At 61.3% G+C, this 21,735-nt stretch carries 18 protein-coding genes and 2 pseudogenes; 12 read left to right on the forward strand and 8 right to left on the reverse strand.

Going from position 1 to position 21,735, the window contains the following annotated elements:
• On the forward strand, positions 1–903 hold the full coding sequence (locus C441_RS18505; RefSeq protein WP_049920709.1) for an alpha/beta hydrolase: 903 nt from the start codon (positions 1–3) through the stop codon (positions 901–903).
• A gap of 148 nt (positions 904–1,051) precedes the next feature.
• Here C441_RS18505 and C441_RS18510 read toward each other — a convergent pair whose 3' ends face one another.
• From C441_RS18510 to C441_RS18540, 7 genes are all read right to left on the reverse strand, one after another.
• A complete protein-coding gene (locus C441_RS18510; protein ID WP_007276488.1) occupies positions 1,052–1,942 on the reverse strand; it encodes a CPBP family intramembrane glutamic endopeptidase in 891 nt (296 codons plus the stop codon).
• A gap of 95 nt (positions 1,943–2,037) precedes the next feature.
• Positions 2,038–4,218: a heavy metal translocating P-type ATPase gene (locus tag C441_RS18515; RefSeq protein WP_007276489.1), complete on the reverse strand. Its 2,181-nt coding sequence runs from the start codon at positions 4,216–4,218 to the stop codon at positions 2,038–2,040.
• A 132-nt stretch (positions 4,219–4,350) separates the two neighbouring features.
• Complete coding sequence (locus tag C441_RS18520) at positions 4,351–4,779, reverse strand: universal stress protein (protein ID WP_007276490.1); 429 nt, start codon at positions 4,777–4,779, stop codon at positions 4,351–4,353.
• A 207-nt stretch (positions 4,780–4,986) separates the two neighbouring features.
• Positions 4,987–5,796, reverse strand: coding sequence for a CPBP family intramembrane glutamic endopeptidase (locus tag C441_RS18525; RefSeq protein WP_007276491.1), 810 nt, complete (start codon positions 5,794–5,796; stop codon positions 4,987–4,989).
• 56 nt (positions 5,797–5,852) lie between these two features.
• Positions 5,853–6,737: a type II CAAX endopeptidase family protein gene (locus tag C441_RS18530; protein ID WP_193363606.1), complete on the reverse strand. Its 885-nt coding sequence runs from the start codon at positions 6,735–6,737 to the stop codon at positions 5,853–5,855.
• Between the two features lie 53 nt (positions 6,738–6,790).
• Positions 6,791–8,746: a serine hydrolase domain-containing protein gene (locus C441_RS18535; RefSeq protein ID WP_007276493.1), complete on the reverse strand. Its 1,956-nt coding sequence runs from the start codon at positions 8,744–8,746 to the stop codon at positions 6,791–6,793.
• A 102-nt stretch (positions 8,747–8,848) separates the two neighbouring features.
• A complete protein-coding gene (locus C441_RS18540; RefSeq protein ID WP_239640863.1) occupies positions 8,849–9,505 on the reverse strand; it encodes a DUF998 domain-containing protein in 657 nt (218 codons plus the stop codon).
• Between the two features lie 346 nt (positions 9,506–9,851).
• Here C441_RS18540 and C441_RS18545 point away from each other — a divergent pair, with 346 nt between their 5' ends.
• Complete coding sequence (locus tag C441_RS18545) at positions 9,852–10,712, forward strand: CPBP family intramembrane glutamic endopeptidase (protein ID WP_007276495.1); 861 nt, start codon at positions 9,852–9,854, stop codon at positions 10,710–10,712.
• 124 nt (positions 10,713–10,836) lie between these two features.
• Here the strand turns inward: C441_RS18545 and C441_RS18550 are convergent, their stop codons facing one another.
• Positions 10,837–11,742 carry a CPBP family intramembrane glutamic endopeptidase gene (locus C441_RS18550; RefSeq protein ID WP_083874961.1) on the reverse strand — a complete coding sequence of 302 codons (906 nt, stop codon included), beginning with the start codon at positions 11,740–11,742 and terminating at the stop codon, positions 10,837–10,839.
• 718 nt (positions 11,743–12,460) lie between these two features.
• Here C441_RS18550 and C441_RS18555 point away from each other — a divergent pair.
• The 10 genes and pseudogenes from C441_RS18555 to C441_RS18595 all read left to right on the forward strand — a co-directional run bounded on the left by C441_RS18555 (position 12,461) and on the right by C441_RS18595 (position 21,188).
• The gene (locus C441_RS18555) at positions 12,461–13,264 is read left to right on the forward strand and encodes a type II CAAX endopeptidase family protein (protein WP_239640864.1); all 804 of its coding nucleotides are present in this window, start codon (positions 12,461–12,463) and stop codon (positions 13,262–13,264) included.
• A 778-nt stretch (positions 13,265–14,042) separates the two neighbouring features.
• Positions 14,043–14,473: pseudogene (locus C441_RS19370) on the forward strand (hypothetical protein).
• A 149-nt stretch (positions 14,474–14,622) separates the two neighbouring features.
• On the forward strand, positions 14,623–15,150 hold the full coding sequence (locus tag C441_RS18560) for a DUF7342 family protein (protein WP_007276498.1): 528 nt from the start codon (positions 14,623–14,625) through the stop codon (positions 15,148–15,150).
• Between the two features lie 189 nt (positions 15,151–15,339).
• Positions 15,340–15,737: pseudogene (locus C441_RS20655) on the forward strand (type II toxin-antitoxin system death-on-curing family toxin).
• A gap of 18 nt (positions 15,738–15,755) precedes the next feature.
• Positions 15,756–15,941, forward strand: a complete 186-nt coding sequence (locus C441_RS20090; RefSeq protein ID WP_007276500.1) for a hypothetical protein — start codon at positions 15,756–15,758, stop codon at positions 15,939–15,941.
• A 280-nt stretch (positions 15,942–16,221) separates the two neighbouring features.
• Positions 16,222–17,043 carry an ABC transporter ATP-binding protein gene (locus C441_RS18575; RefSeq protein ID WP_049920710.1) on the forward strand — a complete coding sequence of 274 codons (822 nt, stop codon included), beginning with the start codon at positions 16,222–16,224 and terminating at the stop codon, positions 17,041–17,043.
• A gap of 134 nt (positions 17,044–17,177) precedes the next feature.
• Positions 17,178–19,478: a CPBP family intramembrane glutamic endopeptidase gene (locus tag C441_RS18580; RefSeq protein ID WP_161618830.1), complete on the forward strand. Its 2,301-nt coding sequence runs from the start codon at positions 17,178–17,180 to the stop codon at positions 19,476–19,478.
• Positions 19,479–19,746: 268 nt separating this feature from the next.
• Positions 19,747–20,238, forward strand: coding sequence for a hypothetical protein (locus C441_RS18585; protein ID WP_007276503.1), 492 nt, complete (start codon positions 19,747–19,749; stop codon positions 20,236–20,238).
• 74 nt (positions 20,239–20,312) lie between these two features.
• Positions 20,313–20,846 carry a CPBP family glutamic-type intramembrane protease gene (locus tag C441_RS18590; RefSeq protein ID WP_049920711.1) on the forward strand — a complete coding sequence of 178 codons (534 nt, stop codon included), beginning with the start codon at positions 20,313–20,315 and terminating at the stop codon, positions 20,844–20,846.
• Positions 20,847–20,879: 33 nt separating this feature from the next.
• Positions 20,880–21,188, forward strand: coding sequence for a hypothetical protein (locus C441_RS18595; protein ID WP_049920712.1), 309 nt, complete (start codon positions 20,880–20,882; stop codon positions 21,186–21,188).
• The last annotated feature ends 547 nt before the right edge of the window (positions 21,189–21,735 follow it).

Consider the following 21,735-nt stretch of genomic DNA (forward strand, 5'->3'; position numbering starts at 1 on the left):
ATGGAGGTCGTCCGTCGGAACGAGTCGTTCTGTAGCCACGGAGACTCGTGTGCAGGATGGCTCTACCGGCCGGACGGTGCCGGGACACCGCCAGTAGTGGTCATGGCACACGGGTTCGGCGGCGAACGGACGTGGCGGTTGCCAGCCTTTGCAGAGCGATTCGCGGAGCAGGGGCTGGCGACCTTCCTCTTCGACTACCGGACCTTCGGGGCCAGCGAGGGGAAGCCGCGGAACCTCATTGACCCCTTCGACCACCGAGACGACTGGCTCGCCGCGGTCGATCACGTCCGGTCGTTGGCCGACGTCGACGGCGACCGGCTCGGTTTGTGGGGAACCTCGTTCAGTGGCGGCCACGTCATCGAAGTCGCCGGACGAGTCGACGACATCTCAGCAGTCGTCGCCCGAGTACCGTTCGTGGACGGACCGCGGACGGCCCTGAAGCTAGTCCGGAACGGTGGGACGTCCTATCTGAAGAACGGTCTCGTTGCGGCTCTCCGTGACTTGGGACGCGCGATCACGCGTCGCCGGCCGTACTACGTCCCCTTGGCTGGTCCGCCAGACGAGTTCGCGATCCTCAACACCCCGGACGCCGTCGAGGGGATCGAAGCGCTGATTCCGGACGGTGAATCGTGGGAGAACCGCTGCCCTGCCCGCATCGCACTCACGATCATGATCTACCGGCCGATCTCGTGGGCCAGCGAGGTCGACGCCCCGGTCTTCGTCGCGCAGGCCGAGGAGGACAAAATAATCCCCACCTCGACGACTGACCGACTGGTGCGGAAGCTCGACGACGTCGAGCGGATCCGGTATCCTATTGGCCACTTCGATGGGTACCGTTGCGCGCCGTTCGAGAACCTGGTTGAGCGAGAGAGCCGATTCCTCGTGTCCCACCTGTTCGACTGACCGACGATACCCGCTCGCGCACTCCGTCGGGCGGGTCCCGCGAGCGCCGAACCGGTCACCCTCCACCAGCAGAAGCCCGCCACCGAGAAGGAGACAGCGAACGACCTCGAAAGTGAGGGTCGAACCTAGCGGCATCCCATTCCATCGGTTAGTCCGGGGTGTCCGTGTCTGGGGGTGCACCCCCGCCCGTCCCGGCGCTCGTCGCGCCCGAAAGCGGTGCGAGCTTCAGTCCACCGTCCGGGAGTGAGTTCGGCGAAAGACGGTCGGTATCGTACCGCCAGACTAGCATCACCACGACCGCCCAGACGACGGCCAGCAGCGCGATTTGTGACGCCACCTCGTCGCCGATGACGCCGCCTGCGGTCGTCACCGACACCGCGTTCGAGAGCGTGTGGAAGACAACGGCGACGAGTACACGACCGCCCGCCGCGTTGTAGAGCCACGTCGTGATAACGCTGATTCCGATAACCGCGGCGGCGTACAGCGCGAAGGGCGTCCCCGCCTGGGAACTTCCGGGCATCAGGAACAGCGGGACGTGCCAGAGTGCCCAGACGACTCCGATGACGATGCTCGCTCGGAACGCTCCGATCCGTCGCTGGAGAACCGGCAGGGCCAGACCGCGCCAGCCCGGTTCTTCGAGTCCGCCTCTGATGAGCGTCGCGAACGCGACTGCCGGAATCGCCGCAGCCGGGAGAACGCCGGCTCGATCGAACCCACCACCGAAAACGACAAACAGGACGAGCGCACCGACGTAGAGGACGACTGGGACCAGGACTGCGGCAATCCAGACGGACAGTGGTGCCCGCACGTCGACGAGATTCTTGAGCCACGAGCGGAGGTCTCCGCCGACCGCTGCGACGATGATGGCTGCGAGAAAGGGGCCGAATCCGCCGAGCAGGATGAGCGGTGTCACGAAAGACGATCGTCCGGCCTGGAGGTCAATAGCGACGATCCCCCAGGGTAGCCACGTCAGAGCGAACGTGAGAAGCACGAACGTGGCGAAGCGATGGCGGCGGACGAAAGAGAGGAGAGACTTCATAGCCAAGTCACAGGTACCCGTTCGACTCGGAATAACATAATGTCAGATGACTGCTCTCGTCAGATGAGAACGGAGTTCCGGATCCGTCTAGGCTGTTACTCACGGAATCCGAGTAACCGGAGTCCATTCAACGACACGAGGACCGTCGAGCCCTCGTGGCCGACCACGGCCAGAGGCAAGGGGATGCCTCGTAGCAGGATCGTGCCGACCATAATCGCGATCGCACCGAATGCGATTGCGAGGTTGACAGTCAGCGTCCGGCGCGTCCTGCGACCGAGTCCGAGAACATAAGGTATCTTCCCGATGTCGTCACCCATCAACACGACATCGGCCGTCTCGAGCGCGACGTCGGTCCCCGCACCACCCATTGCGATACCGAGCGTCGCAGTTGCCAGCGCCGGTGCGTCGTTCACACCGTCACCAACCATGGCTACGCTCTCGTACCGATCCAGCAGTTCTTCGATAGTAGCCACCTTCTCTTCCGGTAGCAACTCGGCCTGCACTTCGTCGATGCCGACCTCCTCAGCAATCTGCTGTGCGACACGCTCGTTGTCGCCCGTCAGCATAACTATGTGCTGTACCCCCAGTGAGCGGAGGTCGTCGATCATCTCGGCGGCACCAAGGCGAACCGTATCGGTGAACGCGAGCCACCCCAACACGCTGACGTCACAGCCTGTCTCTCGGGCGACGAGAACGCTCGTTTTCCCTTCCGCTTCTAAGGTTTGGAGCCGATCGAGACTAGGTTCGAACCCCTCGATCACTGCATCTTCGAGGGCAGTCTCGAAGTAACTCCGGTTTCCGATGTGGATAGTACTCTCGTCGACGTCAGACCGGACACCTTTCCCGGCAACTGACTGAAACCGTCGCGCGTCGGGGACAGCAAGCGACCGCTCTTTTGCTTCCGCCACGGTCGCACGAGCCAAGTGATGCTCCGAACGGGCCTGCACACCGGATGCGAGTGACAGCAGTTCATCCGGGGTCAGCGGCTCGTCGGCCGGTCCGTCACGGACGAACACGTCAGTCAACTGCGTATCGCCCTTCGTGAGCGTTCCCGTCTTGTCGAACGCAACGGCGTCGATGTTCGCCGCCGCTTCGACGTGCTCGCCGCCCTTGAACAGGACGCCCTGCCGCCCGCCGGACGCGATTGCAGAGAGCACCGCCGCCGGTGTCGAGATGATGACCGCGCACGGAGACGCTGCGACCATGAGTGTCATCGCTCGGTAGAACGTGCTGGTGAATTCGCCACCGAGCGCGATCGGAATCGCGATCGCTGCGACCGTGAGTGCGAAGACGCCCAGTACGTAGGGTTGTTCGAGGCGGTCGATGAGTCGTTGCGTCGGCGCCTTCTCGCTCTGAGCCTCTTCGACCATGCTGATGAGGCGGGTGATCGCTGATTCGTGCGCCTGCCGAGTGACCTCGATTTCGAGGCTCCCGCTCTCGTTGATCGTCCCGCCGAACACCTCGTCCCCGGGTTCCTTCGGAACGGGCACTGACTCACCGGTGAGCGAAGCCTGATCGACCGTTCCCTCACCGGACGTGACGATTCCGTCGAGCGGGATTCTGTCGCCGGGACGGACGACGAACACGTCACCGACGGCGACGTCGTCGATAGGGACGGTGACTTCCGTTCCGTCACGGAGAACCTGCGCTTCGTCCGGTCGCATCTCGACGAGAGACTTGATGGCCCGGCGGGAACGGCCGATAGCGTAGTGCTGGAGCGTGTTCGACAGCGAGAACAAAAAGAGGAGCATCGCTCCCTCGAACGGGGCTCCTATCGAAAGCGCCCCGAGTGCGGCGACGATCATCAGCAGGTCGATGTCCACAGCGCGGTGACGGAGCGTCTCGATTGCGCCTTTGAGCCCGTACCACCCACCGAAGACGTACGCGACGCCGTAGCCGGACCATTCAAGGAGTGCAGGCCCATCGAGCCACCCCATCACCAAGCCGGTCACCATGCCGAGTAGCGTTAGACTGACGAACACTGCCTCCCGTCTGAGTTCCGAGCGGGTGCTCACCTCGTCAGTCCCCGTCTCGGAGTCCTCCTGCAGTGAGACGTTCCGGTCGCGGACCGCCTGCCTGATCGTCTCTTCGGAGGTGAGACTCCCGTCGTAGGAAATCCGAACGCTCCCAGTTCGGAACGAGACGTCGACGTCGTGGACGCCGGGCGTGTTGTGCAGTCTTCGTTCGAGTGCGCGCGCTCCCGCTTCGCCACGACCACCTCGTCGTTCGATGTGGATCGTACACGTCGAGAGCGAGGCCGATTCAGTAACTGCCACGTGTTCGACTCCTCCAGTTGAGGTCGAGGTTGCGCTTCAAGTGTGCGAACGAGTCTTCGTCCGACCGTCTGTGAGCGCGGATTTCCGGACCCACAGCGATCCTCCCCGCGTCACACTTCGGCCCAGAACAGGTCATGCGACGACCGTAACCGGGATCTGTGCTCGACGGGTGACTGTCTCGGCAACGCTCCCGAGGAGTACCCGGTCGATTCCTGATCGACCGTGGCTGCCGATGACGATCTGGTCAACGTCGTTATCGTCGGCGTATTCCAGAATCGTCGTCGCTGGTCTTCCGACTTCGGTGACAGTATCGATCTCGGTGCCGAGTTTTGCTGCAAGATCCGTGGCCGCCGTGTGGACCGTGCTCGCTCGTTCTTGGGCGTTGTCGTACCAGTCCTCGGCGACAGGTAAGCCACCAGCCTCCACATCAATGACTGAGTCGACTGGATCGATGACGTAAATCGAGGTGATGGCCGCATCTGGAAACGTATCCAGAGCGTATCTAAGCGCACGCTCGGAGAGAGGAGATGCGTCGAAGGCGACGAGAACGTTGTCAGACATACGGTTGATTTCGGTAGAGACTGAGATGAACGTACCGCTCCGAACCGGTCCGTCTCGTGGAGCGACTTCTCGACCCCACCTTCCAGCAACGACGATGCTGGAACCAGAGCGGTCGTCGTCCGTACAACTCGCGGCAATCGGGAGAAAACCCGTTTGAGCGGTGAAATTCGAGCGGCCTCACATCAGTGCTCCGCAGGGACCGTCCTTTCAGACCACCGCGACTTGAACGAGCGAGAGCACGACCAGAGGGACGTGAAAAGAGGCGTGAGCCACCACCGCAGCCTCGAGGCTCCGTCGCCAGTAGAGCCATCCGAAGAGGATCCCTGCGACCGCGTTCAGGAGAACCGTCCGCGCGATCAATGCCGTGGTGAGGTCGACCGATTGGGCGAGTGCAGGCAGGTGACCCAGGCCGAACAGTACGGCGGAGACAACGATCGCAGCCCACATGATAGCCGGTCGTGGGGGGACCGTCCGACGGCCGGTGACGCGCCACCCGACGAACGCGAGCACTGACATAAGCCCGAACCGGAGCATGAGTTCCTCGGTGATTCCGCCATAGAGGAATCGAACGGGCACGTATGCGAGGACATCCAAGACGGTCGGTCTGGTTGCTCCGATCACAGACTGTGGCAGGTCTTGTGCGACGAACGGCGCCAGCACTGTGTCGAGGACGACGATCAGGATCCCCCCGAGGAAACCGATTCCGACGGCGAGTCTGACATCTTCACGGAGGCGTCGCCAGATGCCGTCGCCAGTTCCATCCGACTCGATGACGTACGACCGCAGTCCCGCCCGTGGCGCCGCGTACGCACCGAGCAGACACGCGATGCCCAGGAGTAGCAGTGGATTCACAGCCGAGAGGAGGGCGAGAAGCGAAAGCGACAGCCCAGGCGGGACGGCAGTCGGCGGTGTGGTGAGGTAGATGTAGCCGACGAGCGCCACGATTCCGGGTATGCCTAGCAGCAAGGCCCGCCCAAACCGCTGGACGAACGAGGTCTCGTTCTCAGTGGAGGACATAGACAGGTCGACTCCCGATGCCGAGAAAGAGGTTGTGGAACTGCCGCCTTCCGTCGTCATTCCCCCTCTAATCGTTGGCCGGGAGTTGGCGTCGGTGCTGCGTCTGTCTCGGCCTCGTACCCGAGTTGACCGCCCGTGGCGACGAGCAGTACGGCGACAACCACCCAGATAGCGACCGTCGTGACCACGAGAATCGTCGTGGAGTCGCCGGCGCTGATGACGTCGAGTGGGAGCGGGACGAGTGTGCTGTTGGCCGTATTGAACCCGGTGTGTGCGAGGATAGCGAGCAGGACGCTCCCGGTCTCATTGTAGATCCACGTCAGGATGAACGCGACCCCGACGATGTTCAGGATGCGGACCGCGGTCGTCGGAGCGAGTTCGACGAACGACGCCAGACCATGGAACTCGGTGGTGCCAGTCGCCAGCAACGGGAGGTGCCAGAGCGCCCAGACCACGCCGAGGATGACCGTCGCTGGCACGGGCGCGTACTGTTCTTGGAGCTTCGGGAGTGCGAGTCCTCGCCAGCCGGGTTCCTCGTTCCCACCACCGATGAGTGCGATAGTGAGGAACGAGACGAGGACGAGCGAGAAGCGACCAGGGAGCACTCCGGGGTCAACGGACCTGCCGACGGCGGTGAGGCCGACACTCGTCAGTGCGATGACCAGAAGTGGGATGGTGAGAGCAGCGATGTACCACCGGGGCGCGACGCGCCAGTCGACGATCTGGTGTGCCCATGCCCGGACCGAATCGCTCCCAAGCCACGTGACGACGAGGGCTGCGAGGAACGGGCCGTAGCCACCGACGACGAATCCGAGCGTTCCGATCGGTTCGGACAGTTCTAGGACGGGACCGAGCCACGCTATCCAGGAAATGGCGTAGGTGAGCAGGAAAAACGTCACGACAGGGTGGGTAATGACACGCTCGCGAATCTGCGGTCTCATGGTGCGATACTCCAAGGGTCAATCGTTGCTTCTGAAATCATGTGTCTTGGATGCTACAGCGGCAAAATACCGAGTAAGGAGAGTTGCCAAGCGAACAGGAGCGCGAGTGCAGTCACTACCGAGTAATGCAGTCGAGCGGGGCGGCTCCAGTAGCCCTCGTGCCACGCGAACCCTGTCGCGACGACGGCCCCGATAGTCCCGGCGAGAGCGACGTATCGGAGAACCTTGCCTGTCCGAAGTACCAACGACGGTGAGGCGGCTTCGGCGTTGAAATTGATCCAGGCGAACAGGAATATCACCAGAACTGTCAGCCAGAGCAGGCTCACCACGCCGAGGAGCCATCGGGCTGCCCGTTCGCGGTCGCTCGGAACGTCACTTCCTCGCCATCGTCGCCACACCGGCCCGCCGAGCCAGAGCAGCAAGACTGAGAGGAAGGCCACGACGCCCGCGCCGAGAACGGACTGGAGTACGGTGAGGCTCTCGTACCAAGGGACGCGTTCGTACGTGGCTGGCCCGAAGGAGTGACGGAACATGTGTGTCGCGCGCCCGTTCTCGCCGAACTGGAAGACAAGCATATCGCTCCCTCCGATCTCCTCGTAGACGCCCGGTCGTCGCTCGACCCACCGGCGAGTTTCCTCCCCCAGCGAGGAGGTCGTCAGATACCCCCCGTCGGTGACGCCGACGGTGTACGTCCGTGTCATCACGCCGAGGACGCGCTCCCACGAGGATTCCGAGATGGTCAGCGACCGGTAGTCACCGGTCAGTTGGCGCGCCCGTTCAGTGGCACCAGTCGGTGGCTCCACGACCGGCGTGTCCGACTGTGGGTAGTACCGGTCCGTGAACGCCTGGAGGAGTTCGAACCGGGCGGGAGCCCCGCCGGGACTGTTGTAGACGACGAACAGCCCGGTGTCGTGCTCGGGGTAGAGCGCGAGAAGACTCTTGAACCGGGGCGTATCGCCCCAGTGGCCGACGATGCGCTCGTCGTTGCGGTCCATCTCGATGAATCCGTAGGCCATCCCGTTGAGTTCCGGAACCGCCTCAGACTTCGTGAAGTGTCGACGATGCATCTCGCGGACCGTCTCGGCCTCGAGGATGCGTTCAGAGCCGTAAGCGCCCCCGTTCAGGTGAGCGAGCATGAACTGACCCATATCGGTCGCGGTCGTGCGAAGCGATCCGCCCTCAGGCGGAAGCGTCCAGACTACGGGGTCGTGGGGCTGATACTCGCCGTTCTGGTAGGTGTATCCGATTGCACGCCGTGACTCCAGCCGGGGCGGTAGCGGCTGGGCGTAGGTCGTATCGTCCATCGCCAGCGGCGTGAATATGTGGTCGTCGACGAGCCCTGTGAAACTCTCCTCGGACTGCTCGGCGAGGACGTGGCCGGCGAGGGCAGTCCCGTAGTTCGAGTACGAGACGAACTGCCCCGGCGGTCTGACCCGCGCTGGCTGGTGGTCGGCGAGGATGTCTTCCATGGGTCGTATCTCGTCGGAGTCATCTGCGACCATTCCCGAGAAGATGTCCTCGAAGCCTGCCGAGTGGGTGCCGAGGTGTTCCAGTGTGACGGGTTCGGGGTAGGTGTCCGGAACGCTGACGGTCGAATCGGTCAGGTACTCGTTGACGTCGCGGTCCAGTTCGAGTCGCCCGTCTTCGACTCCCTGCATCACGGCTGTCCACGTCACGAGCTTGCCGGTGGATCCGATGCTGAAAACGGTCCCGTCGGCGTCGACAGGCCGCTGGGATGCGAGGTCTGCGTACCCGTAGCCTTTCGCCAGAACCGCCTCGCCGTCGCTGACGACGACCACGGCCGCGCCCGGGACGTGGTACTCCTCCAGTTGGCGGGCCATCGTCTCGTCGAGCCACGCCTCGGTCGCCGCCTGATTACTCAGTTCGACCTGATCGGAAAGGCTACCAGAGGAGGGGACGGCGGGGATTGTTGCCGTCCCAATCGGCGTGCTCACGAGAGCGACGGCTAGGGCGACCACGACGATGGAGTGAACGTACTGATGTTTCACGGGACTTCTTTGTTCAGTGGCTGATTCGAGTGTGGCGCATGCATCGAACGGCTGCGAAACCGGACCTACAACCGTCGTGTTGGCTCACCAGTCGGCGGTGACTCATACCGGCTCTTGAACGTCGCTGGGACGCTCGCTCTTCTCGAGCAGGTAGCCGCCGAAAGCGACCATCCAGAGCATCACAGGGTAGACGATCATCCGCTCGGTCCCTCCGTGGCCGATGGGGCCGAACGCCGCAGCGTTACCCGCATCACCGAGGGCCATCAGAACGACGAAGACGAGGCCAAGTGCCCCAGCGATGACGGACAGTGCTCGCATGATTCCGCTGAGGTAGGTCGCGCTCCCGATGGCCTGCACGTTGAAGAACACGAACGCGAGCAGTGCGGCGAGACCGTGGATACCACCGGTGTCGAGCGGGAAGAGGACGGCACCGATTGCACCGATGCCCGCCAACGCGAAGATGGCCAGCAACCAGCGCTTCCCGTGGGTCCGGTAGAGAAGGTACCCACCGAGGAGATTGAATAACCCCACGATGACCAGCGAGACGTTGAACAGGAGCGCCGTCTCCGGGAAGACGCCGAGGTCACTGATGGCGGCCGCGCGGAAGTCATATCCCGGGACCATCGCCGCCGCGAGCATGATTACTGTCATGAACTGCGCGGCGAGTGTGAAGAAGAAAGCACCAGCCAGTGTCTGGGAGTCGAACGTCACTCCCCGAATGGAGAATACTGGTTTCGCCGAGGTTTCGAGTTGGCTCATATATTGTTTATCTACCTAATGTTAGCTAGATTATAGCTTAAATCGAGAGGGCTCTTTCAGTCGAATGAGAACGAACGGCAATACCGAACGAATTGGGCTAGCACACAGTAGGTCATTCCGATGGTTCGCGAAGGCGACTGAAGGGAGGACACCGTGGAAATGGTCGACATCTCGGGCGACCACGGCAACGAGTCCGGCGAGATGCTCGGCGAACTCCGCCGCATTCGAGAACTACGAGAGCAGGGGCGAACAGCGTAGCATCAGTGACGGGACCATCCCACTAGACGAGAGACGCCCGTGTTTTTATTCCGTTGACAGGAGACAGTACAGTTGGGCGCTCACGACGATGACGACTACCGACCGGTTGGAAACCCTAGCACAGTCGATTACACCGTGGGGTTTTCCCGCTCTCTATCTCGGGTGGGCGTACCTGTTCTGGACTCCCATCTTCGGCTCAGAGACCTCCGTCTGGGAGGGGACGAACCTCCTACTCTTCCTCGTCGGTGGCGCGAGTCCGCTGCTCGTCGGTCTCACGATGGGCTGGCTCACAGGTGGTACCGAGCGCGTTCGTGACCTGGGTCGTCGGCTCGTAGATGTCGGGCGGATCTCCGCAAAATGGTGGCTCGTCATCCTCGTATTCTGGCCGCTCTTCAATCTCGTCACTGCCGGGGCAGCAATCGCACTCGGCGTCACGGATCGGCCGATCAGCGTCGTCTGGGCGATCTTGACAGAACCAGCGACGCTCGGATTCATGCTGGCAGTTGGTCTGCTGTTTCCTGCGATCGAAGAGATCGGACTCCGGGGCTACTACCTTGACCGACTCCAGGAACGGTTCAGTCCGGTCGTCGCTGGGATCATCAATGGGAGTACGTGGGCCGCTTGGCACGCAGCGTTCGTCTTCTTCCCGGGTTACTACGCGAACACCAGCTACGACCCGGAACTCTGGTGGTGGATGCCGAGTATCGTGCTGCACACGCTGATATTCGTGTGGGTCTACAACAACACAGAACGGAGCATTCTCGCTGTCCTCTTCATTCACTCGTCGATGAACTTGACGGGCGAGTTCCTCGGTCTCGCGGACGAGATGTTTTCGTTTCAACTTCCCGTCCTCGCGTTGGTCGTGACCCTGCTCATCCTTAGCGGGCGACTGTCGCATGCTGCGGTAGTACCTGAATCACCAGCGGACGGGGACCGAGAATTCGTTTGACCAGCCGCTAGTCATCGCTAGAAGAACGGACGCTGTCGATTCGTACTCGTTTTCGGTCTGTCACCGGGAACTGCACCGACGACACACTGCCTCAGTCTCGGGGAGTCAAACGGAATAACAGACATCAATTGCTTGATTGCCGGTGTGAGTCGTCTGCATCATGGAGGCGGCTGGCATCAGTGAACCGTTCGATTCGTGGCCAGAGGACCGCGATCAGGGCACCGAGCGCGATCGCGGTGAGAACGCCGGCGTCGGGGGGCCCGACGAGCATCGTCGGTGCGTTCATGAACGCGTGGATGCCGATTGTCACGAATAGGTTTCCTGTCCGGTAGTAGACGACCGCCAGTAACGTCCCCCAGACGAATAGGAGGACGAGCGTCGGGCCGAGTTGCCCCAGCGTGAGTCCGTCCCCCACGAGCCGACTCGGAACGTGGATGAGCGCGAAAACGGCCTGTGAGGCGACAAGCGCGAGGAGTACCGACCACCGCGGCGCGGTCGTCAGTCGGCGTCGAAGCTTGTGGCGGAACTGGTTGAGGAGAAACGCCCGGAAGACCACTTCCTCGTAGAGGGCGTTCCCGAACAGTTGGGCGACGAGTGCGCCGATAGCGGCCAGCGCGCCGCCGGTCAACCAGGTATCGTTGAGTCGGATCGGTTCGCCGGCCCAGAGGAGAGCGACGATACCGACGACCTGCATGAGCAGCCACACGCCAACCGTCACGACCACACCCGTCCGGAGGTCACCGCGACGGAGGCTCAGATCGCGGAGCCGGAGACGACCGACCCAGAGCATCACACCACCGACCACGAGCAGCAAGACGGGAAGGTACAGGAGTAACGTGGGCTGTACGAAGCCGTCAGTCGCATCGACGATCGACCGGGTGAGGGAGAGGATGAGCTCGCGGTTGGCCCAAACCAACGTCGGATAGCCGGCCGCCACGAGGATGACTGCGGCGACGACTGGCCACGACGTTTCCCTGATTCCCGGCAGGTCAACTCGCCAGCGACGGAGCGGAGAAGGGGTTGAAGACATTGCTGTTCACACATCTCAGTTCGCGTTGTGGAACCGTGAATTAAGAGACCGTTCTCGGACGGTGAGAACGTCATACCTCGCGTGAAATCAACGGGAGACACCCACTCTCCGATAGTTGGGTGAAGCCCAAATACGAACCTGTCTGTGGACCTAACCCGAAGTCGTCGGGCTCGAAAGTCTCGGCCGTAACAACCCCTGTTCGGTCCCACGATACACTCGGTCCGTCGTTCTCACCCACCGATACCGAGTACGCCGACTAGACCTCCTCCACCGGCGATCTGTAGAATACGAGACGGCTACCGCTAGGGTCGTTCTCTCCCGGCGTTTCGTCGATGTTGTCGTCATCGTCCGTTCTAGATCCGGACTCATCTGAGGAGTGCGACACAGTCATTCACCCATTTGAAATGTAAAAAAAAAGATCATGATGCACGGTCGGTGTTCGAATACGTTGGTCTTAGACCTTGCTGACCTTGTTGAACTGGTTCTACAGGAATAGGGCGTGTGCGTCGAATCCAGAGGACCCAGCAGTCCGGACCGTCTAAGAGACAGTCGCCAGCGCGGGACTCTCTCCGCTCTTCACCGCTGAGAAGCACCCTCCTGAGTTACGCTGTGGCCCGACGTACGCTGACGTGCTATGAGCGCAGTGAGTTTACGGGCAGACGCGAGAAAAAGAGTAAATGACGCATCGGATATTGCCGGACGTGGATGGGTGTATCTGGTGGTCGCAGTAGCAGGAACGTGGGCCTTCTGGCTCCCGGCGATCGCTCTCGGCGTGAGATTCGACAGCGCCGTGGGCCTCGTCTTGCTTCTCGTCGGTCTCGCGGTGCCGGGTGTCTTCGGTATCGCTTTCGTATACCTGACCTATGACGAGCGGGGCCGAACGGATTTCTGGAACCGCGTCACTCAACTGCGACGCTTCGGCATTCGCTGGCTCACCGTGATTCTACTGGTCCCGCTCGGTGTGAGCGTTCTCGCTGGCGTCGTTAACCTTCTCCTCGGCGGCCCCGGACCGACATGGGGCGAAGGCGTGACCGAGTTCGGCGTGAACCCCGTCGCGATACTCCCGGCATTGTTCTTCGCGACGCTTCCTCCGATACTCGAAGAGTTAGGGTGGAGAGGGTACGCGTTGGACCGACTGCAACTGAAGTGGTCGGCCGTTAGCGCGAGTCTCGTCTTGGGCGTCGTCTGGGCGCTCTGGCACCTCCCTCTGTTCTTCATCGAAGGGTCGTACCAACACGACGCGGTGGGGTTCGCGACCACGGAGTTCTGGCTGTTCATGGCCGGAATCGTCGCGCTCTCGTTCGCATTTACGTGGATCTACAACAACACCGAACGCAGCGTCCTCGGCATCATCATCTTACACGGGTGGGTGAATTTCACAGCCGAGGTCATCGTCGTCCCCGACCTCGCGTATTACGCCCTCTGGTTCGTGCTCGCGGGAGTGATCGTCGCAATCTGGGGTGCGCAGACCATGACCGGTGCTGACGAGGTCCCTCACCCTCCTCTCCGGTCCGAACAGTAGGATTAGGTTTACGAAATCGAGATGTTTCGTCCGCTCAGTGTGGGAATCATCCATTCAGTAAGTACGCGCACCGTGCATCGTATCGGTAGGACGAAGACGGAACAAATCTCACCGAGTGGTATGATTTGAACCTTGTGCCGAATTCATCACAACCAGATTTCCAGATGTGGGGTTCTTCTCAGACGAAGATTTCGAGGAGAACTTGCCGTTATCTTAGACCGGCCGATTAGCCGGGGGATTTCCCTCGCTAAATGGTATTTATCATAACTATTAGAATTCGAGAGGAAGAGATCAGACTATCTGTCATGCGCTTTTCGAGTCCTGTACTATCTGCCTTTGGCCGAAACGGGTAGATTTTCCAGAACCCCGGTAGACCATCGTCAACTGCTGGAATTCGTCGTTGGTGAGTGCGACCAAGATGAGATTCTAATTCTCCTGAATTCGGGGGCTTTACCACCTCGTCAAGCACTATTACTCCAGAGAACTGTGTCTTCGAGTTCGTCGAGGACATTGTTGCTGTCTGAGAACAGCTCGACGAGCCTCTTGATAAATCTAAGCCAGTTTCAGTTCTCTCTGTACCTCCCAAATCATCCAAAGGAAGGGTAGGGTACACCGGTGCAAACGCCGCTGGCTCTCTCCGGCCGAGGGGCCATCAAACGACGACTGTCTCTAACCGATATATCAGAATTCACTCACTGGCTGACGATGTGATCTGTGGTGGAGTTTGTCGCCCCCGAGAGGGACGAGGGGGGCTGTCGTAGTCACCCACTCAATAACCATGTCTTCTGAACACGAGCAACAGCAATCACGACTCCCTAGCGAGCACACTGAACAACCGAGCGACGAACCGTGGGCAGATCTCGAACTGACGCTCCCGCACGGCAGAAGTCGACTGACATCGTCTCATTCGTCGAGTGCACACTCGTCGAACTCACCCACGAAGACGTCGGAGCCGAGTTCGTCTCGGTGAGCGTAGCGGGCGTGAAGCAGACACAGTTCATCGCCGTCGACGACGTCGGCCAGCGGTTCAAGAAGCGGTATTTCGACGAGCGTCTCGGCTGGCACGAAACGACAGTCAACCGTGAAGCGGTTCGTGAGGAGTTGGTCAATCGACTCACACAGCGGTCGTCACTGGGCAGTGGTGTGGGTCAGCCTGGCGTCGTCGACGATCAAGACAAATTCCAGGTGATGCCAGTTTCGGAGCTGTGAATTCAGGAGTGACGCCTTAACCAACAATAGCACAAGATAATAACGTCTGTTGGTTAAGATTGTGGTAAGGGGGTGAATTCCGCCCCGCACAAAGTCAGGAAACTATTCCCCGAAGTAGGAACTATATCCTGTGCCACGCAAGAACGAGTATGTCCAACAGCGAGTCTCCAAATGGCCCGTCCGCATTCGACGATGCGTTTCGTGGCGACGACGTTGAACAACGCATCTACGGGACCATTCTCCAGACTCGCGAGCCGACGACGGCGAGCGCCATCGCCGACGTTGCCGACTGTGACCCGAAAACGGCTCGGAAATATCTGGGCTGGTTCAGTGAACTCGGTATCGTCACGCGCCACGACGGTCACCCGGCCACGTACGAGCGCAACGACGCCTACTTCGAGTGGCGGCGAATCAACCAGCTCGCGGCCGACCACTCCATCGAAGACCTCCAGCAGCGTGTTCGGGAACTGAGCTCGCGGATCGAGGCGTACGAGGACACGTATGGTGCTCCGACGCCAGCGGCCGTCGACGCCGTCACCGCTGCCGAAGCGAGCGACGACCGGACAATTGATGATATATACGGTGACCTCGGCAATTGGGCGACTGCGCTCGAGGAACAAACACGCTACGAACGTGCCCGTCAGCAACGCGTCAGTATCGACTCCCAAGGAATATGACGTCCGGCTCTGTTGAATTCCTCTAGCATTGACATTGGGGAGAAGGATGCTTCTCCCGGGGTTCACCAGATACAGTTGGAAACCAGCGTCTCAGCAAATCGCTAGACAGCGAGAGGGTTTCAACAGAGCCGACCATACAGTATACAACACGGAAGAACGACTATTGGCTAGCGCGAGAGAGTCACAATTGTGACTGACGACGTCGCGTATCCTTCGGTCGAGCTCATTCTCGATCTCCACGAGCAGATCGTTGACGAGGGCGACGCCACAGAACCCGGAATTCGATCGGAAGACGCAATCGAATCTGCAGTGCAGTACGTCTCTGAAGGATACTTTGGGGAGGTTCCACAGACACTGCATGAAAAATCGGTACATCTGATGCGGCTTCTTGTTGCGGACATCCGTTCGTCGACGGGAACAAGCGAACGGCGCTCCGAACGGTAGTCGTCTTTTACATGCTGAACGGGTACACGTTCGACTACGGTGACGAAATTCGCGCCTTACTGCACCGCTTTGCGACCGACGAATCCGCCGTCGACACTGAGACCGCAGTGATCTACTTCCGAGCGTGCGCTCGTCGCAACTGATAAAGGGACACACAGAGTATGTTCGACACAGAGATGGCGTCCAGCACCGATTCCTCGGCGGCGGTCGATGAAGAAGTTCGCCGATTATACGAGCGGTATCAGGCGGCCGACAGCGACGAGGAACGTCATGTGATCGCCCTTGAGATGGGGAAACTTGACGGACGCCGCCACGCAGAGATCTACGCCGCACTCGAAGACGAGTAAGCCAACAGAATTCTTCCTACTTCCCGCCGACTGCCCCCACCCCCGGCGACGACGCTTCGTGGCCGACCGACCATCGCGACGTGCTTCGGCTCGTCCTCGACGAAATTGGAGAACGGATAGCGACCCTGTGGGGTGAGTAAGGGATGTCCAAAAGGGAACCTGTATCGCGAACAGTCTCGTACCAAGACGAGGACCAGACAGCGGTTCCCGAGGGCGTTGTCTTCTCAGGGGTCGATAACCGAATTCAATAGTTATTATCCATGGTGACGGATTTTTCGTCATGACTCGTAGCTCTCCTTCAGATAGCCCCGGACGGAAGCGAGGAGACTCCGACGAGTTGGCTATCGAGACGAGTGGATTGACCAAGCGGTTCGGCGACCACGTCGCGGTTGACCATCTCAACCTCGCGATTCCGAGGGGACACACCTACGGGTTCCTCGGTCCGAACGGGGCGGGGAAGACCACGACGATGCGGATGTTGACGACCCTGATGCCACCGACGGAAGGAACGGCAGCGATCATGGGCACGCCGCTCACCGATCGTGAAGTCGTCACACGCCATCTCGGATATCTCCCCGAGGAGCCACCACTCTACGAGGAACTCACCGGGAGAGAACAACTCTCGTACGTCGCCTTTCTTCACGACATTCCGGACGATACCGCGAGCGACCGCATCGAGGAATTCCTAGCTCGTCTCGATCTGACCGCCGATGCCGACCGACCCATCTCTACGTACTCCAAAGGCATGCGACAGAAGGTCGGTCTGATTCAGACGCTGCTCCACGAGCCGGCCGTGCTCTTCCTCGACGAGCCGACGAGCGGACTCGACCCGCGGGCGGCGCGGACGGTGCTGGACGTCCTCCATGACCTCGTCGACGAGGAGACCACGGTGTTCCTCTCGACACATATCCTCTCGGTCGTCGACGAACTCGCGGACACTATCGGTGTCCTCCACGAAGGACGTCTGGTGGCTGAGGGCTCGCCCGCCGACCTCAAACGACGCGCCGAGACGGGGGAGGAGCGGACCCTCGAACAGGCGTTCCTCGAGGTGACGGCCGACCACAGAGCGGAGGAGGGCAAAGAATCGGTCGAGGCCCCGTGATGAGGGTGCTACACGAGGACGTTCGATACGGACTCGGAATCGCTCGCGTCGAACTCCGGCGCTCGGTCCGGAAGTCGTTCGGTACCCGCAAGCGCCAGCTGACGGTTCTCGGCTTCATCGCGCTCTTCAGTCCGTTGCTGTTCTTCTGGGGTCAGATCGCGTACACGGCAGGGCAAGAGGCCGCCAGAGAGGGAACTCTCCCGGTCGACGTCCTCGGCATCCAGCTATCGCTTCTCGTCCTCGTGTTCGTCGTCATGGGTGCCCTTCGCGTCGTCCAGCAGGGACGTCCCGAGGGTGACAGCCTCTTACTGACGGCCACGACCCCGCGAGCGGTCCTCGTCGGGCTCACGGTCCACTCGGCTATCCAGCTCGTCGGGTTCGTCCTGTTTCCGACGCTCCTGTTCGCAGGGGGCTTCGCACTCGGTGCGGAGATGCCTTCGATTCTCCTGACGACCGTGCTCGCGGTGATTCCCCTGTTTACGGCCGTGACGGTGGGTGGAACTGTCGTGGGACAACTGGTCGTGCTCGGGTTACTCGAAAGCGAGGTGCTCAGGAAGGTGAGTCGCGTTTTCGGAGTCGTTCTCTTGCTGGTGTTGATAGCGTTGAGCTACGCTGCGATGGCACCGGTAATGGGCGCGGCCGAGTCGCTGGCCCCACTCGCAATCGTCGCGTCGCCTGCGGTCGAGTACCTCGCCTTCGTGTTCGTCGGGACACCGCTCGGACCGCCACTCGACGTTGGTTCCGTCGTCGTCGGCGCGTCTGTCGTCGCGAGTATCCCGGCGCTATTCGCGGTGGCTACTCGACTCGCGCCGCGACTCTGGTTCGCCGACGCAACGCCGACGGGGATGATACAGCGCGATGCACTGCCTACTGGTGTCGTGACGAGATCCTCCGACGACGACTCGACGAAACACCACGGGCAGGCGTTCCCACCGCGAACCGGACCACGACCGTTGTCGCTCGCGCTCGGACTCTGGATCCGCTGGCTGCGGATACCCGTTCGCTTCTCCGTGCTGTTTCCCCTCGTGATCGTCCTCGCCACGGCGCTGTTCGGAGCCGTCAGCAATCCCGACCAGATGCCGCTCGTGGTCGGCGGAGTACTCGCATTCGCTGGCGTCTACGTCTCCGGGGCGGTCTTCGGACTGAACCCGCTGGGAGAGGCGGGCGAGATGCGGACCGTGGAGTTCCTCTCGTCGACCACGTCGCGCACGCTCGTCCTCGGACACCTCCTCGCAGGTCTCGTCGCCGGAACGCCGATCGCCGTGACCGGGAGCGTGATTCTGTCCGTCGCCGCGGACCTCTCTGCGCCCGTTGCCCTCGCAGTCGGGCTACTGGTCGTCGTGCTGACGGTGGCGAGCGGTTGTGTGGCGGTCGGTATCGGCTCGGTTCTCCCCTCGCGGGACGCCCAGCGCACCTATCGGGGCTACGAGGTCGCGACGCCCAGCCAATGGGCCCTCGTCGCGTACATGGTCACGACCGTGTTCCTCTCTGTTATCGCCGGAATCGGGGCGCTGCTGGTTCCCCTCTCCACAGATACCGGGACGAGCGCTCCACTCTTCGCCGTCGCATCCGGTGTCGCCGTTCTCGTTCTGCTGGCCGTCGGGTATGCTGGTTTCCGTACCGCGGTCGCCCGGTTCGGAGCGCCTCCCTACGGGAAGCGGGAAGACCAGTCGGAGGATTCTCGACGGGGAACGCCGAACGCCGAGGATACGGGCGAACCAGCGTTGGGGAGGGCAGGAACACCCACGTTCACTCGAACCCAGCAGGTCAGGGGTCTCACCCTCCTCGGAGCGTTCGTCGTCCTCCGGGCCGTCGCGGCCCGCGCGTGGGATCGGTACTTCCCCGGCGGTTACAGTACCGACCCGGTCTTCCTCGGATTCCTCGGCGGAATCTTCCTCGTTCTCTCCGTCGGTCTCGTCTACCTCGGCTTCACTCGATGGGTGGGCGTCGACCTTCGAGCGTGGTGGTTCGACCGCCGAGAGCTCGGGGGCGACCTCGCGTGGGGAGTCGTCGGTATCGTCCTCGTACTCGTCGCCACCGTCGGCGGCGCGCTCGCTCTCACGCTGGTCTTTCCGGGACTTACACCCGTCGAAGAGGCAGGAGCAGCCCCGTCGCCGACCGTCACGGGGGAAGCGGTGGCCGGATTCGGTGTGAATCTGCTTCTGGGCTGGTTCTTCGGGTTCGCGATTGCCGCCTTCCAGGAGGAGACGCTGTTCCGAGGGTTCCTTCAAGGCCTCCTCCAAGATCGGTACGGACGCAGCGTCGCGATCGTCGGCCAAGCGGCGGTCTTCACACTCGCACACCTCGGGTACTACCCCGTTTCGGCGTGGCCACTGCTCCTCGTGGTGTTCCTCGTCGGCCTCGTCACCGGGTGGCTCGTCGACCGGCGTGGGACGCTCCTCCCCGCCGGCATCGCTCACGGATTCGTCGGCTGACGAGGTACTCCCTGTTCACATCGACCTTCCGCCCGCGTCGCTTCGAGACGTAGCCGAGTCGCTCTCGAAGGGTCAAGCGGTCCAACCGTCCGGAAGAACTCCAGAACGGCGGCCATACGTATGGCTGGCGGAGTGGGTGCGACAACTGTACAGGAGTACGATAGCAGCACGTACTGACCGCTTCTTGGGGAAAATCAATTCTCGGCCGCTGAGAACCGCTGTACAGATAGAGGATAGTTGGGCGACAAGTTACGCTTGGTGAAAACGAATGAGCGCCGAACTGTCAACTCAAACCTCCGCTGGACCAGCTATCGAGCGCCGCCCAGACCGCTTGCGCGCGATTCTCGTTGCGGTCGGTCTCACGCTCGCTGCGGTCGCGATGACCGCAGTCATGGGTATCCCACTCGGTGTTCTCGTGATCACGTTAGACGTGCCTCTCAGTTCGGGCCTGTTCCTGATCGGACTGTTCGTCGGGAACGCTATCGCGTTCGGCATAGTCGCGGGGATTTACTTCTACCGATGGGGCGAGAATCCCACCGTCGCAATCCCTCGGACGGAACTGCGACTGATCGTTAGCGGTGAGTCGCCAGCGGTCGTTGGAGTCTCGCCGATCATCCGCCTCTGTCCGGATACGCGGAGAGAAACGGGATCAACTGAGCGACTCCCGGAGCCAGACCTGACGAGAGCAGACCCGGCACGGCATCTATTGGGGCGCATATTTTTGTCGTATGGCATACAATTCCTTGACCTGAAGAGGTGACTCGATGACCTGCAACGCCCACGCTCGCTGCGTCCGTATTGTCGACGAAGGTGAGAGGAACTCCGAGCTGGACGATGGCGACTGAGGAAGCGTCGGGCATCGGAGAAGACGTCCCAGTCACGCATATCGCCGTGTTCGTCGCCGTCGCTCTCACCGTGAGTGGGGGGGTTGCGGCAGCAACGATCGTCAACACGGTCTCCAGCGTGACGACGATTCCGATCATGATCACACCCGCGCTGATGGCCATCGTTCTCCGTCGGATCCAGGGTCAGTCCGTCCGGCGGACGGTCGTCAGGTCGCTCCAAGGGACGACGCTCAGATCGGTGGCGTTCGCGGTCAGTTTTCCGGTCGTCTTTATAACTGTCGCCGCCGCCGTCGCGCTCACGAGCGGACTCGGTACGTACAATCCCGGAGGCGGTGAATTCAGTTACGTAGGTCCAGTGTTCCTCTTCCCGGTGTTCCTGCTGCTCGCGGGGGCACTCAGTTACGGTGAGGAACTCGGCTGGCGGGGATATCTCTTGCCGGAACTCACCGATCGAGTCGGCCCGGTGGCGGCCACCGTGTTAGTGGGTGTCGTCTGGGCGCTGTATCATTTCCCGGCGCTGTAATTCGGCGCACAGGCGACAGGTCTCGGCGACCCAGTGACGACGTCGATCATTCAGATGGGAGCGGTGTTGGCCGTCGCTGCGTTCCCCTTCTCGTACTCCTATTACATCTCGGACGGGAGTGTACTCCCCCCGGTGATACTCCACCTGACGTGGAATTTCCTCAACCCGTTCGTCCTCGGGAACGTCTACACGAACGTCGAGGGGTTCATCGCCGGACAAGTAATCCTGATCAGCGGCGAAGGGTTACTCGGGCTGGTCATCGGAATCCCGACCCTCGTTGTGGTCGCACTTCTCATTCGCCAGCGACGGTTCTTTGGGACTGCCGTGCGGTCCGACGGGTAGCGCTTCACCACCGTTAGTTCTCGCGACGTCGTCGGTTTCAGTCGTTCCAGGTGTGTTTATCCAGAGTCGTGTCCACGTAGCGATGACCCAGCCGGTTGTTCGTATGAGTGAGTCGGCCCCATTTCTGTCGATAGCGTGAGTTACCTCTCCGGCGGGAAACCTACATCCGGCTTGGTGACGCCCCAGTCAACGATCTCCTCATCTCCGTCTTTCACCTGTTCGAAGCTGCACGCACTGTTCGCGAAATACAGAAGTCGAAGCTACGAGAAAGCAGAACGAGCGTCAGTATTTTCGCCCAGTGAGGAGAAACGCCCCATATGGATGGAGCTAACGGAGACCCGGTGAGCTGGATGTCCTGCATCCGGTTCTGGGTAGTCGGTGGATGGACTCTGATTATCGTTGGCGGGTTGTTGATGGCGCTGTCGACGGTGATTCTCTGATTCCTACGCGCGTCTCTGCTGAACGGTTGATTCACACCCCAAGACGTGAAGTGACCAGCAATCGCGTGCTGAATAGATTCTCTGTATGTGTCACGCCACTCTGGTCA

It is taken from the genome of Haloferax sulfurifontis ATCC BAA-897 (genome assembly GCF_000337835.1).
GTDB classification, from domain to species: Archaea; Halobacteriota; Halobacteria; order Halobacteriales; family Haloferacaceae; genus Haloferax; species Haloferax denitrificans.